At 55.8% G+C, this 12,543-nt stretch carries 15 protein-coding genes; all 15 read right to left on the bottom strand.

The window, feature by feature from the left end; translation table 11 throughout:
• Positions 1 to 11: 11 nt before the first annotated feature.
• The 15 genes from ACHZBF_RS04840 to ACHZBF_RS04770 all read right to left on the bottom strand — a co-directional run bounded on the left by ACHZBF_RS04840 (position 12) and on the right by ACHZBF_RS04770 (position 12,541).
• Positions 12 to 725 (bottom strand): protein phosphatase CheZ, encoded by a 714-nt coding sequence (locus tag ACHZBF_RS04840; RefSeq protein WP_029135171.1) that lies wholly within the window; start codon positions 723 to 725, stop codon positions 12 to 14.
• Between the two features lie 33 nt (positions 726 to 758).
• A complete protein-coding gene (gene cheY / locus ACHZBF_RS04835; RefSeq protein ID WP_029135170.1) occupies positions 759 to 1,133 on the bottom strand; it encodes a chemotaxis response regulator CheY in 375 nt (124 codons plus the stop codon).
• Between the two features lie 56 nt (positions 1,134 to 1,189).
• A complete protein-coding gene (locus ACHZBF_RS04830) occupies positions 1,190 to 1,930 on the bottom strand; it encodes an RNA polymerase sigma factor FliA (protein WP_029135169.1) in 741 nt (246 codons plus the stop codon).
• The gene (locus ACHZBF_RS04825; protein WP_029135168.1) at positions 1,927 to 2,766 is read right to left on the bottom strand and encodes a MinD/ParA family protein; all 840 of its coding nucleotides are present in this window, start codon (positions 2,764 to 2,766) and stop codon (positions 1,927 to 1,929) included. The genes ACHZBF_RS04830 and ACHZBF_RS04825 overlap by 4 nt, the downstream gene beginning before the upstream one ends.
• A gap of 34 nt (positions 2,767 to 2,800) precedes the next feature.
• Positions 2,801 to 4,048 carry a flagellar biosynthesis protein FlhF gene (gene flhF / locus ACHZBF_RS04820; RefSeq protein ID WP_029135167.1) on the bottom strand — a complete coding sequence of 416 codons (1,248 nt, stop codon included), beginning with the start codon at positions 4,046 to 4,048 and terminating at the stop codon, positions 2,801 to 2,803.
• An 88-nt stretch (positions 4,049 to 4,136) separates the two neighbouring features.
• Entirely contained in the window at positions 4,137 to 6,239 is a 2,103-nt protein-coding gene (gene flhA / locus ACHZBF_RS04815) for a flagellar biosynthesis protein FlhA (protein WP_029135166.1), read from the bottom strand.
• A 19-nt stretch (positions 6,240 to 6,258) separates the two neighbouring features.
• The gene (gene flhB, locus ACHZBF_RS04810) at positions 6,259 to 7,395 is read right to left on the bottom strand and encodes a flagellar biosynthesis protein FlhB (RefSeq protein ID WP_321527783.1); all 1,137 of its coding nucleotides are present in this window, start codon (positions 7,393 to 7,395) and stop codon (positions 6,259 to 6,261) included.
• Positions 7,396 to 7,398: 3 nt separating this feature from the next.
• Positions 7,399 to 8,178: a flagellar biosynthetic protein FliR gene (fliR, locus tag ACHZBF_RS04805; protein WP_029135164.1), complete on the bottom strand. Its 780-nt coding sequence runs from the start codon at positions 8,176 to 8,178 to the stop codon at positions 7,399 to 7,401.
• 15 nt (positions 8,179 to 8,193) lie between these two features.
• On the bottom strand, positions 8,194 to 8,463 hold the full coding sequence (gene fliQ, locus ACHZBF_RS04800) for a flagellar biosynthesis protein FliQ (RefSeq protein ID WP_029135163.1): 270 nt from the start codon (positions 8,461 to 8,463) through the stop codon (positions 8,194 to 8,196).
• Positions 8,464 to 8,475: 12 nt separating this feature from the next.
• Entirely contained in the window at positions 8,476 to 9,222 is a 747-nt protein-coding gene (gene fliP / locus ACHZBF_RS04795) for a flagellar type III secretion system pore protein FliP (RefSeq protein WP_273440910.1), read from the bottom strand.
• Positions 9,219 to 9,644 carry a flagellar biosynthetic protein FliO gene (fliO, locus tag ACHZBF_RS04790; RefSeq protein WP_321527782.1) on the bottom strand — a complete coding sequence of 142 codons (426 nt, stop codon included), beginning with the start codon at positions 9,642 to 9,644 and terminating at the stop codon, positions 9,219 to 9,221. Before fliO ends, fliP begins: the two co-directional genes overlap by 4 nt.
• Positions 9,641 to 10,063: a flagellar motor switch protein FliN gene (gene fliN, locus ACHZBF_RS04785; RefSeq protein WP_029135161.1), complete on the bottom strand. Its 423-nt coding sequence runs from the start codon at positions 10,061 to 10,063 to the stop codon at positions 9,641 to 9,643. The genes fliO and fliN overlap by 4 nt, the downstream gene beginning before the upstream one ends.
• 27 nt (positions 10,064 to 10,090) lie before the next feature.
• Positions 10,091 to 11,101 carry a flagellar motor switch protein FliM gene (gene fliM, locus ACHZBF_RS04780; protein WP_037376262.1) on the bottom strand — a complete coding sequence of 337 codons (1,011 nt, stop codon included), beginning with the start codon at positions 11,099 to 11,101 and terminating at the stop codon, positions 10,091 to 10,093.
• Positions 11,102 to 11,105: 4 nt separating this feature from the next.
• Positions 11,106 to 11,618 carry a flagellar basal body-associated FliL family protein gene (locus tag ACHZBF_RS04775; protein WP_321527781.1) on the bottom strand — a complete coding sequence of 171 codons (513 nt, stop codon included), beginning with the start codon at positions 11,616 to 11,618 and terminating at the stop codon, positions 11,106 to 11,108.
• A 236-nt stretch (positions 11,619 to 11,854) separates the two neighbouring features.
• Positions 11,855 to 12,541 (bottom strand): zinc metallopeptidase, encoded by a 687-nt coding sequence (locus ACHZBF_RS04770; protein ID WP_321527780.1) that lies wholly within the window; start codon positions 12,539 to 12,541, stop codon positions 11,855 to 11,857.
• Positions 12,542 to 12,543 lie beyond the last annotated feature (2 nt).

The following is a 12,543-nucleotide window of genomic DNA, read 5'->3' as shown; positions in this document are numbered from 1 at the left end:
CTTCGACACCTCTAAAAGCCCAAACTGGATAGCAGGTCGTCCACATCATCCTGTCCACTGACCGTGTCACCCTGGTCAATGCCGGGGATGACCGGCCCCTCCAGTTTTTTTGCATCTTTTTGTTTTTCCGGCAACTTTGAGCCGGATATCCGAACCAGCTGCACCAGCTTGTCTTCCACATCATGCACCAGGGTAATCACCTGCCGGATAATCTGTCCGGTCAGATCCTGAAAATCCTGCGCCATCAGCACTTCGGTCAGATGACCATGCAGCTGTTTCGACCGTTCGGTGGTCAATGCCAGAAAGCCGCCCAGTTCCCTGCTCAATTCCCTGAAGTCATCGACAGAAAGTTCACGATTACAAAACCGCTCCCATTGTTCCGATATGGCGCGTGCCTTCACACCCAGATCATCCGCCAGGGGCAGCCCTGCCTCGACCGCACCTAGCGTGGTATTAGCCGATTTCTCGGTCATGGTAATCACATAAGTGAGTCGCTCACTGGCGTCCGGGATTTCCACCTGGGCCATTTCATTGATGCGCGGGTCAAGCAGGAACTCATTGATCGCTTCATGCAACTCACGGGTCAAGCGCCCAACTTCCAGAAACAGTTTGCTCTCGACACCTTCGGTAAGAAGGGAACTGACATGTGTCGCTTCAGCTTCATTCCCTGCCTCCAGATGCTCTACCAGCTGCTTCGCCAGCATCAGACGTTCATCGTTGTCCATTTATTTCTCCAGACCGATTCGTCATGCTGCCGGTTAGCTGCCTACACGTTCAAAAATCTTGCTGATCTTCTCTTCCAGCGTCACCGCGGTAAATGGCTTGACTACATAGCCATTGACGCCCGCCTGGGCCGCCTCGATGATCTGCTCACGCTTCGATTCGGCAGTGACCATCAACACCGGAAGTTTGACCAGGTTGGGGTCTGCCCGCACCGCTTTCAGCAGATCAATCCCGGTCATGCCCGGCATATTCCAGTCCGTTACCAGGAAATCAAAGTTACCTGACTGCAACATGGGCAAGGCGGTATTACCATCGTCCGCTTCCTGGGTATTGGTGAATCCCAGATCCCGAAGCAGATTCTTAATAATCCGTCGCATTGTGGAAAAATCGTCCACAATGAGAATCTTCATGTTTTTATTCAAGGCAACCTCCAAACTCGATGCCGTTATTCGTTTTCATAGACCGATCAGAGCTCATCTGCATCGGATAACCAATCTGCAAGGCGGGCGCGTAACCGCAGGGTGGCCTGGCTGTGTATCTGGCATACCCTTGATTCGCTAACTCCAAGAACCTGCCCAATCTCTCGCAGGTTCATCTCCTCATCATAATAAAGTGCGATTACCAATCTCTCCCGCTCCGGCAGGCCGGCAATCGCCTCTGCCAGGGCCTTTTTAAAGGCATCCTTCTGCATGCCGTCAAACAGCCCCCCCGCCTGACTGTCACCGCCGTCAATGGGCAATTCACCCACTGCCTGCAGCTCTTCAATACTGAAGATCCGACAGCCCGCCGCATCCTGCAGGATACGATGGTACTGAACCAGGTTCATATCCAGCACTTCCGCCACTTCCACGTCCCGGGCATCACGTCCCTGCTCATTTTCAATAGAGCGCATGGCATCGGCTACCATCCTCGCCTTTCGATGCACGGAACGGGGCGTCCAGTCGCTGCGCCGGATCTCATCCAGCATTGCGCCACGAATACGAATCCCTGCGTAGGTTTCGAAACTGGCTCCCTGGCTGGGGTCATAATTTCTACTCGCCTCAAGCAGCCCGATCATCCCGGCCTGTATCAAATCATCCGCCTGTACGTTGGGCGGCAGGCGATTCATCAGGTGGTAGGCGATACGCTTGACCAGCGGGGCATGCCGGTTAACCAGGGTATCGGCATCCATCTCCTGAATCGCGGTATAACTCGCTAGTCCACTCACCGGCCCATCTCCCCGCCCTGGCTTGTATATTGAATCAGCCGTTCCACGAAGAACTGGAGGTGCCCGCTGGCACCATCCGGTACAGGCCAGTTATCGGCCTTTTGCGCCAGATTCTTGAATATTTTTGCAATATGGCTGCGAGGGTTGGCTTGAACCACAGGTTTTTGCGATTTCACTGCCTTTCTGAGGTTTTCGTCGTATGGAATACTGCCCATGTAGGTAAGCATAACATCCAGGTACTGGTCGGTGACACGGCACATCTTGTTATACAGGTTGCGCCCCTCTTCGGCTGTACGCGTCATATTGGCCAGGATACGAAAGCGATCCAGACCATACTCGCGATTCAACAGTTTGATCATGGCGTAGGCATCGGTAATCGATGCCGGCTCATCACAGACCACCACGATCAGTTCCTGGGCCGCGCGACTGAAACTGACCACCGTATCCGATATACCCGCCGCCGTATCGATAATCAGCACATCCAGATCATTGCCGACATCACTGAAGGCGCGGATCAATCCGGCATGCTCAGCCGCACTCAATTCGGCCATCTGTTGCACACCCGAGGCACCCGGCACCACACGGATGCCCGCAGGCCCCTGCAGCACTACCTCCTCAAGGGAGCGCTCACCACTCAACACATGGGACAGGTCATACTGTGGATGCAGTCCAAGCACCACATCAATGTTGGCCAGTCCGAGGTCGGCATCCAGCAGCATCACTCGACGCCCCATCTCAGCCATGGAGACCGCCAGATTGACCGAGATATTGGTCTTTCCGACGCCTCCTTTACCTCCGGTAACGGCAATTACTCGTACGGGTGTAGGTTGAACCATACGTCTTAATCCTGCTGCTTGATCTGTTATTGCATCAGCCATGAGCATTTGCTCTCGCACCTCCAAGCGCCAGTGCCAGGTATTCATCTGAATACTCTCCCCCCCCGGTGCTGCAGGCTACCGCCTTGCTGACCAGGGTGTGTGAACGGGCCAGATGCAGATCCTCCGGCACCTTCTGGCCGTCTGCGACAAACGCCAGGGGTAACTCCTTGTGTATCAATGCCGACAGAGCACCACCAAGCGAACCGGCCTCATCAACCTTGGTGAGTATGCAGGCCTCAGGCCTGGCCGCGCCAAAAGCACTGATCGTCTGTTCCAGCGAGGAGTTGTCGGTTGCGGCGGACAGGGTCAGAAAACTGCGCACGCCCTGCCCGGCCACGTCCAGCATGGAGAGTTGTTCACTGAGTCGAACATCGCGCTGGCTCATACCCGCCGTATCAATCAGGATCAATCGCTTGCCTGTCAGACCGTTCAGAGCAACCGCCAACTCTTCGCGGGTACCCGCCGAGCGCACCGGCACATCCAGGATTCGGGCATAGGTGTTCAACTGCTCCTGGGCACCGATACGGTAGTTGTCGGTGGAGATCAGTGCTATCTGATGGGTGCCGTGACGCAGGGCAAACCGGGCCGCCAGTTTCGCCACCGTGGTGGTCTTGCCGACCCCGGTAGGGCCGATCAGGGCAAACACTCCCCCCTGCTCAAGCAGATCATCCCCGACCGTCTCCATCTTTGTGGCGAGATAATAGAGCGCCTTTCTCCAGGCCTGATCGGCGCTGGTGACATCGGTGACACTCTCCACCAGTTGGCTGCAGATATCGGGACTGATCGATAGTCCCATCAGTTTTCTGAAAAGATCCCGGGTTTCCGGTCTGTGATCACCCATCTCACGCCAGCTCAGGCCGGAGAGTTCATTCTCCATCATGCGGCGTAACGCCTTCATCTCCTGGCGCATCTCTACCAGCACCGGGTCCTGGCTCCACTCCACCTTGGGTATCACCTGCTCCTTCAGCTTTGAAACAGAGGCCACGGTCGAGGCCGGCTCGTCTGCCACAGGAGCTGGCGTCCTCTTCTGGCGGAGCGGTTGCACCGGGCTGAGTGCAGGTTTTGGCTGTGGCGCCGGCGAGGGAGTGAAAGCCGCGGCGTCATAGTCAATGGCCGCCACCAGCTCGATTCCCCCATCGACCTTCTTATTCGACAGAATGACCGCATCGGAGCCCAGTGCCTCACGAACCTGTCGTAATGCCTGTCTGATATCCGGTGCGAAAAAGCGTTTAATCTTCATACCTGACTTTCCCCGCAGCCAGCTTCCCGATCAAACGGCTTGTTTACATCGCCATTCTGAAGTGTCCGATCGTTTAGCAGTGGCTGCCTTATGTTTCTGCACTTGGCCTGCCCACCGTGGCAACCACCTTGATCTTGCGGTTGTCCGGTATCTCGTTATAGGAGAGCACGCTCATGCCTGGTACGCTGTGTTTGACAAAACGCGCCATCCACATACGGATCGGCGCTGCGACCAGGAGGATACTCTCCTGTCCTGCTGTCTCCTGTTGGTTGGCGGTTTCAGCCAGCGCTTTCTGCAGCTGTTCCGCCAGGCCGGGCTCAAACCCGACACCCCCATCGTGGGCAGGCTGAATGGTCTGCTGCAATATCTGTTCCAATCCAGGATCCAATACCACAACAGGAATTTCTTCAACAGGACCAACAAGTTGCTGAACGATTGAGCGTGAAAGGGCAACCCGCGCCTTGGCAGTCAAAGCGCCGAGGTCTTGACTCTGCGGCGCATACTCCGCCAATGTTTCGGCAATCGTGCGGATATCACGGATGGCCACGCCCTCAGCGAGCAGGTTCTGAAGAATCTTCAAAAGCTGCCCCAGTGTCAGGATCGCAGGCACCAGATCCTCCACCAGCTTGGGGGCGCTTCGTCCGAGCACCTCCATCAACTGCTGCACCTCTTCGTGACCGATCAGCTCATGGGCATGGGATTGCAGTATTTCGCTCAGGTGGGTGGCGACGACGGTACTGGCATCCACCACGGTATAGCCAAGCGTCTGCGCCTGATCCCGCTGCGCGGCGTCGATCCAGACAGCCTCCAGACCAAACGCCGGATCGGTGGTGGCCACGCCCTGCAAAGTACCGAAAACCCGACCGGGGTTGATCGCCAACTCACGGTCCGGATAGATCTCCGCCTCACCGATGACTACACCATTCAGCGAAATCCTGTAGCCGCCGGGACTGAGATCGAGGTTGTCCCGAATATGCACCGGCTGGATCAGGAAACCCAACTCCTGGGACAGTTTTTTACGCACACCCTTGATGCGGTTCATCAACTGGCCACCCTGATTCTTGTCTACCAGCGGGATCAGGCGATAGCCCACTTCCAGACCAATGATATCCACCGGCTGCACATCATCCCAGGTCAGCTCCTTCTGTTCCGGGGCGGGCGCTGGTTCAGGCATGGGCTCAACCACCGGCGCGGCCTGTTCTCGCTGCTGACGCTGCAGTATCCACCAGGCACCGCCACCCGCCAGAGCCGCCAAAGTCAGGAAGGCGAAGTTGGGCATGCCGGGGATAATGCCCATCATACCCAGCACCACCGCGGTGATGATCAGCGCCTTGGGATTGGTGAACAGCTGGCTGACGATCTGCCCGCCCATGTCCTGCTTTGAAGAGGCGACCCGGGTGACAATAATGGCCGCCGAGGTGGAGAGTAGCAGTGATGGGATCTGCGCCACCAGCCCGTCACCGATGGTCAGCAGGGCATAGAAGCGGAGCGCCGTGGACAGATCAAGATCATGCTGCAGCATGCCAATGGCAAGGCCACCAATGATATTGATAAACAGGATCAGGATACCGGCAACCGCATCGCCCCGGACAAACTTGCTGGCACCGTCCATCGCTCCGTAGAAGTCAGCCTCCTGGGCCACCTCCTCACGGCGCGTCCTGGCCTCATCCTGATCAATCAACCCGGCATTGAGATCGGCATCAATCGCCATCTGCTTGCCGGGCATGGCATCCAGCGTAAACCGGGCGCTCACTTCTGAAACACGACCGGCGCCCTTGGTCACCACCACGAAGTTGATAATCACCAGGATGGCAAACACCACCAGGCCGACTGCATAGTTGCCGCCGATAACAAAGGCACCAAACGCCTCGATCACCTTACCGGCGGCATCACCGCCCTGATGCCCCTCCAGTAACACCACGCGAGTGGAAGCGACATTAAGCGCCAGACGCAGCAGTGTCGCGACCAGCAGCAGGCTGGGAAAGACACTGAATTCCAGCGGCCGCAGAGTGTAGACCACCACCATCACGACAATCAGCGAAAGTGCAATGTTAAAGGTAAAGAAGATATCCAGCGCCAGCGGGGGCAGCGGGATCACTACCATGACCAGCAGCATCACCAGCACCATCGGCGCGCCGAGTCCACGGATACCGGAGGCCTTTACATTGTTCAGGATTGCAGTTGCATCCATTATCCAAACTCCAGACAGATCACTCAGGCACCTTCAATTCGTCAGGTATCTGTAACTCACCAGGCTCCGCTGGCTTCTTGCCCTGCCCCGGCACATAGGCCTTGAGCTGAAATACGTAGGCCAGTATCTTGGCCACGGCAAGATAGAGGCCGGCCGGTATCGCCTCACCCAGTTCCGTGTGGAAATAGATGGCACGCGCCAACATCGGCGATTCGATAATCGGCACGGCATGCTCCGTGCCGACCCGGCGGATATTGGCGGCCACCAGCTCGGTACCCTTGGCAACCACTACCGGGGCGTTCATGCGCGCCTGGTTATAGCGTAGTGCCACCGCATAGTGGGTCGGGTTGGTGACGATCACGTCCGCCTTTGGCACCTCATCCATCATCCGCCGGGTTGCCATTTCGCGCTGCAACTGGCGTATCCGTCCGCGCACCTCGGGGCGACCCTCGGTATCCTTCATCTCCTCGCGGATTTCCTGCCGGGTCATCTTCAGCTGTTTCTTGTGATCCCAGATCTGAAACGGCACGTCCACGGCGGCAACAAGTATCAGGGTGGATGAGACCAGAACGAATGCCCAGCCGACCAGATTGACCAGTTCCCTGATTGCCGGCTCCAGCCCCATGCCGCTAAGATTGATGAACGAATCCAGGGTGAGCCACAACACCAGCGCGGTAGCACCACCTACCAGAAAAAACTTTGCCATCGCCTTGGCGAGCTCGATCAACCCCTTGATGGAGAAAAGTCGCTTCAGCCCCTTCAGGGGATTCATCTTGCTCAGTTTCGGCGTCATTGCCTGGGCACTGAATGCCATACCACCCAGGGCGATAGAACTGAGTACCGCGACCACGACCACGACTGCAAAAAAAGGCGCCAGCATGAGCAGGGCGTCCTGAATACTGGAAACCAGCCGACGGGTCATCGCCATTACATCAAACATTTCCTCTCTGGGGATGGTCAGATTGCTGCTCATAATCTTGACCAGTCCCTGGCCCAGGCTACCGCTCATCCCCACCAGGGCCATGCCTCCAATCAGGGTGATTGCCATGGTGTTCAGCTCTTTGGAACGGGCGATCTGGCCTTTCTTTTTGGCATCATCCAACCGCTTCGATGTCGGTTCTTCTGTCTTCTCCTGACCATCTTCATTCTCTGCCATGCATCACCCCGCAATCAGCAGCAGATGCTGGATCAGGGCCAGGCCCTCTTCCAGCAGTTCGGCAAAATTGCTCATGACATCCGGCAGGGTGATCCAGAGCAGCATGAAGCCAATCAGAATCGACATGGGAAAACCCACCGCGAAAATGTTCAGTTGCGGGGCAGCCCTTCCGATGACTCCCATACCGAGATTGACCAGCAGCAGCGCTGCCACCACCGGCAAGGCCATCAGCAGCCCGGCATTGAACATCCGACTGGCCCAGCCGATAATCTCCGACAATCCATTCTGGCTGATACCAGTCATCGCCACCGGAAAGGTGTGGAAACTCTGCGCCAACATCTCGATCAGCACCAGATGTCCATTCAGCACCAGAAACAGCAGGGTCGCCAAAATCAGGTAGAACTGAGAAACCACCGGCACCTGCACACCGTTTTGCGGATCAACCATGGAGGCAAAACCAAGCCCCATGCTGTAGGCGATGACCTGTCCCCCAAAGATCAGGGCAGCGAACACCATCTGCAGGATGAAGCCCATGACCACACCGATCAGAATCTGTTGCAGCAGAATGATGAACGCTTCATCACTGAAGGCATCCACCACAGGTGAAGGCGGGATAACCGGCACCAATACCCAGGTCAGCACCAATACAAAACCGATTCGATACAATAGTGGCGTCTGACGGGAACTGAACACAGGCGCCGACACCATGAGTGCCCCGATTCGCACGAAGGGCCAGAAAAAAGCGGCCAGCCAGGTTTGTAGTTGTGTATCGGTAAATAGCATCAGGGCACCGTGCGGCTAACCGATAAAATCCGGTATGCCCTCAAAGAGGGTGACGGTAAAGTTGATAATAACCTGCAGCATCCATGGGCCGGTCATCATCAAGACCACTACTACAATGATCAGCTTTGGAATGAAGCTCAGGGTCATCTCGTTGATCTGGGTCGCCGCCTGAAACATCGCCACCAGCAGGCCAACCGCCAGGGCGGGGATCAGCAGCACGGCACCCAGGGCAACCGTTACCTCCAATGCCCGTTGACCGATATCGAGTACGCTGTCTGGAGTCACCCTGTCTCTCCGCTATACCTGGAAACTGGAAGCCAGGGTACCAAACAGCAGCGCCCATCCATCGATCAGTACAAACAACATTATTTTGAACGGGAGTGAAATGATCAGTGGCGACAGCATCATCATACCCATCGACATCAGTACACTGGCCACCACCAGGTCAATGATCAGAAAAGGGATAAAGATCAGAAAACCGATCTGAAACCCGGTCTTCAGTTCAGACGTGGCAAATGCCGGCAACAGCACGGAAAATGGCACCGCATCGGGCGACTCGAAATCAGAAAAATTACCGATACGGGCAAACAGTGCCAGATCACTCTCACGGGTCTGTCCCAACATGAAACCCCGCATCGGAACGGCGGCCCGCTCGAGCGCCTGGGTGCCGGTGACCTGTTCTTCCAAATAAGGTTGCACACCCTGATCATAAACCTGCTGAAATACCGGCATCATGATGAAGATCGTCAGAAAAAGCGCCAGACCAATCATGATCTGGTTGGATGGTGTGCTCTGGGTACCCAGTGCCTGCCGCAGGATAGCCAGGACGATAACGATGCGGGCAAATGAGGTCATCATCAACAATGCACCCGGCAGCAGCGTCAAGGCTGTCATCAGGAACAACACCTGAATACTCAGGCTGTAGGTCTGTCCGCCATCTGCATTGGGCGTTGCCGTCAGCGCATCCACGCCCGGAGCCGCAGTTGCGGCAACAGGCAACAACGAAATCAGTAGCAGCAGTGAAAACCGCAACAGCTCCGTCATTTCCCCTGCTCCGCCATCTCTGATTTCAGCTGACCGGAAAACTGCTCAGCGGCTTCATTCCCTGTACCTGTATCATCCAGCACATGGAGTGTCTGAACCCTGCCCGGCGCCACACCCACCAATAACCGGGTGTCACCGACGCGCAGGAGAACCGCCCGTTCGCGTGGACCAAGGGAGACGCCGCTCAGTACTGTAATATCTCCCGTGGAGGACATCGGTAACCGGCCAAACCGGCGCAACAGCCAGCCAGTTGCAAAAATCAGCACCAGAATCAGCAACAATCCACCGGCCGTTTCCAGTAGTACGCCACCGCTCAATGGTGACGTCGCCAGCGCAGGTGTCGCCGGTTTCTCCACATCGGCCTGAACCATCAGTGGTATCAAGACCCATTGCAGGCCAATGAGGGTCACCGGCAATCTCATCTGCCGAGCCTCCGAACCCGATCGGCAGGGCTGATAATGTCAGTGAGGCGAATACCGAATTTCTCATTCACCACCACGACTTCACCTTTGGCGATCAGCGTACCATTGACCAGCACATCCATTGGTTCGCCGGCGAGACGATCCAATTCAACCACCGAGCCCTGATTCAGCTGCAACAGATTTCGTATTGAAATCTGTGTCCGGCCAATCTCCATGGAGATGGTAACCGGCACATCCAGGATGGCATCCAGCTGAACCTCCCCCCCGTTGCCCTTTTTGGATTCAGCGGTCAATTCCTGAAACTGTGCCGTATCCGCAGCCATACCACTTGAAGCGGGGATCACCTCATCCTGCTCTTCCAGCGCGGCAGCCCACTCATCGGCCAATGCTTCGTTCGGGTCTTTCTCTATATTACTCATGATATTGTCCTAACTGAAAACCGTTGATCAGGATTCATTCAGCAGATCCTGCAGTCCTATATGTTTTGGTGGGTCTATCCATTTTTCGATCTTGATTGCGTAGTTTCCATCCGAGACACCCACCCTGCCGGAAAAAATCGGCACATCCGCCGCCGCCACTTCAACCACCTGGGGGATATCCATCGGTATCACATCCCCTTTTTTCAGTTCAGAGAGCTCTTTCATGCTCAGGGTGGTTTCACAAAATATCGTTGAGAGTTCCACTGACACACCCATAATCTCGTCCTTCAGCGCAATGACCCAACGTTCATCCTTATCCCCACGGTCCGACTGCACACCGGCATCCAGCAGATCCCGGATTGGTTCAATCATTGAGTAGGGCATGCAGATATGCATATCACCGCCACCGGCCTCCAGGTCGATATGAAACGAGGTGACCACCACCACCTCGGAAGGGCTCACGATATTGGCAAACTGGGGATTGACCTCGGACCCGACGCACTCAAATTTCAGAGGCAGTACCGGCTTCCAGGCTTCATGAAGATCGGCAAACGCGAGATTCAGCAGCATCTGAACCACGCGCAACTCCGTCGGTGTAAAGTCGCGACCCTCGATCTTGGTGTGGAAACGGCCACTGCCGCCGAAAAAATTGTCGACGACGCTGAAAACCAGTTTTGGATCCAGCACGCAGAGCCCTTTCCCTTTCAACGGGGCAACCTTTACCAGATTCAAGCTGGTCGGGACAAACAGGCTATGGACAAACTCGGAAAACTTGAGCATTTGAACGCCTGACACGGAGATATCAGCCGAACGACGCAGCATATTGAACAGGCTGGTACGAAAATAACGGGCAAATCGCTCGTTCACCATTTCCAGCGTCGGCAGACGCCCACGAACGATCCTGTCCTGACTGGCGAAATCATAAGAGCGGGCCTCACCGTCCAGCAGATCATCCGCATCGGTATTGATGTCACCATCATCGACACCATGCAGCAGCGCGTCGATTTCGTCTTGTGAGAGTAGGTCACTGGCGGCCATAATCTTATTGCATCACGAAGGAGGTAAAGAAAACGGCCTCGATCTCGCCCGCCGCCTTCTGATCCTTGAGTATCTGGTTAATCATCTTGAAGACTTCCGCCTGGAGCTTCTCTTTGCCTTTTCGGTCACGCAGTGCGGCGTCCTGTTGATTGCCAAACAGCGACAACAGGTTATGCCGCACCATCGGATCATTGTGCTTAATAAACTCAACCAGGGCAGGGTCGCGCGCCATCACCTGCACACCAATCTGCAGCATTTTAGCCTTGCCGCCCGGGGGCAGATTGACCACAAAAACCGGATTCAGCGGATGATAGATAGCCGGAAGCTGCTCCTCGACCACCTCCTCTTGCACATCCTCTACCGCGGCTTCTTCACCATCCATCAGAAACCAGCCGACACCCAGACCTATCATCAATAGCAGGGTCACGCCGGCTATGATGATCATCAGTTTCTTTTTTGATCCGCCGCCGGTTTCAGCGCCGAGATCGAGATCTTCATCTTCCTGTTGTTTTGCCACAAGCTATTCCTCTCAGATAACCAATCCGACTCATGCAATAGGCATACCACTTATTAATCGGTTATATTTCTCTTTATTTTCATGTTGTTATGATATTTAACCGGGATGCGACAAAGAATTGACAGCCCATAAACAGCTAAAAGGCGAAAAAATGGCAGATGGTTCAGACCTGCTACTAGTACGTCATGGTCCGCTCTGAAGCTTGTAGCCGCCCGTCTCACGACGGCGCATGCCACTCAGTGCCGAAGGAGACGCATCCAACGCCAGAAATTGAGCAGACCCGCCAGGGATGACGCCAGGTAGGTAAAGGCGCAGGCGCGCAGAATGGTCCTGGCGGCAGGTAATTGGGTTTTGTCCAGATAGCCGGACTCCAGTAGCGGCATGGCGCGTGCAAAACTCGCATCCCACTCAACCGGCAGCGTTATCAATTGCACCAGCAACCCGACACCCAAGGTAGCTGCCGCCGCCAGAAACATGAGCACACCGGCGCCGGGGGCCTTGGTGATCAGGGTCAACACCGGGACGGCGAACAGTAAAAAGGAACCCAGACGTTCCGCGACCAGCGCGATTTTCACCAGACGCATACGCCAGCGGAAGGGACCGTATCCCAAGGCATGCTGAATGGCATGCCCCACTTCATGGGAGGCCGTTACCACGGCCGTTAATGATCGGCCATGCAGATTCTCCGGGGTCAATCTGACGCAACGGGATTCCGGGTCATAGTGGTCACCCTGTCCACCGGACGTCTCCTCAACCTTGACCTGCTCGAGGGAAAGTCGGTCCAGCAGATGGCGCGCCAATTCACCTCCTGAACCGGGAAACCGCCGGTCTTCCCTGTTATACCGGGACAGTACCGACCTGACCCACCATTGGGGCCCAAGAATAAGCAGGATCAACAGAACCAGAAGGATAACAAAATGCATCA

Origin of the sequence: Sedimenticola selenatireducens (assembly GCF_963675335.2) — a bacterium.
In the GTDB taxonomy this organism is placed as follows: domain Bacteria; phylum Pseudomonadota; class Gammaproteobacteria; order Chromatiales; family Chromatiaceae; genus Sedimenticola; species Sedimenticola selenatireducens.
Note: the sequence above shows the minus strand (reverse complement) of the source record. Positions and strands in the feature narration are given on the sequence as shown.

Coding starts and splice junctions, on each gene's coding strand:
- ACHZBF_RS04840 (WP_029135171.1), bottom strand. CDS start 725: ATGGACAACGATGAACGTCTGATGCTGGCGAAGCAGCTGGTAGAGCAT.
- ACHZBF_RS04770 (WP_321527780.1), bottom strand. CDS start 12,541: ATGCATTTTGTTATCCTTCTGGTTCTGTTGATCCTGCTTATTCTTGGG.
- fliM (WP_037376262.1), bottom strand. CDS start 11,101: ATGGCCGCCAGTGACCTACTCTCACAAGACGAAATCGACGCGCTGCTG.
- flhA (WP_029135166.1), bottom strand. CDS start 6,239: ATGGATGCAACTGCAATCCTGAACAATGTAAAGGCCTCCGGTATCCGT.
- flhB (WP_321527783.1), bottom strand. CDS start 7,395: ATGGCAGAGAATGAAGATGGTCAGGAGAAGACAGAAGAACCGACATCG.
- fliO (WP_321527782.1), bottom strand. CDS start 9,644: ATGAGATTGCCGGTGACCCTCATTGGCCTGCAATGGGTCTTGATACCA.
- fliP (WP_273440910.1), bottom strand. CDS start 9,222: ATGACGGAGCTGTTGCGGTTTTCACTGCTGCTACTGATTTCGTTGTTG.
- flhF (WP_029135167.1), bottom strand. CDS start 4,048: ATGAAGATTAAACGCTTTTTCGCACCGGATATCAGACAGGCATTACGA.
- ACHZBF_RS04825 (WP_029135168.1), bottom strand. CDS start 2,766: ATGGTTCAACCTACACCCGTACGAGTAATTGCCGTTACCGGAGGTAAA.
- fliR (WP_029135164.1), bottom strand. CDS start 8,178: ATGCTATTTACCGATACACAACTACAAACCTGGCTGGCCGCTTTTTTC.
- cheY (WP_029135170.1), bottom strand. CDS start 1,133: ATGAAGATTCTCATTGTGGACGATTTTTCCACAATGCGACGGATTATT.
- fliN (WP_029135161.1), bottom strand. CDS start 10,063: ATGAGTAATATAGAGAAAGACCCGAACGAAGCATTGGCCGATGAGTGG.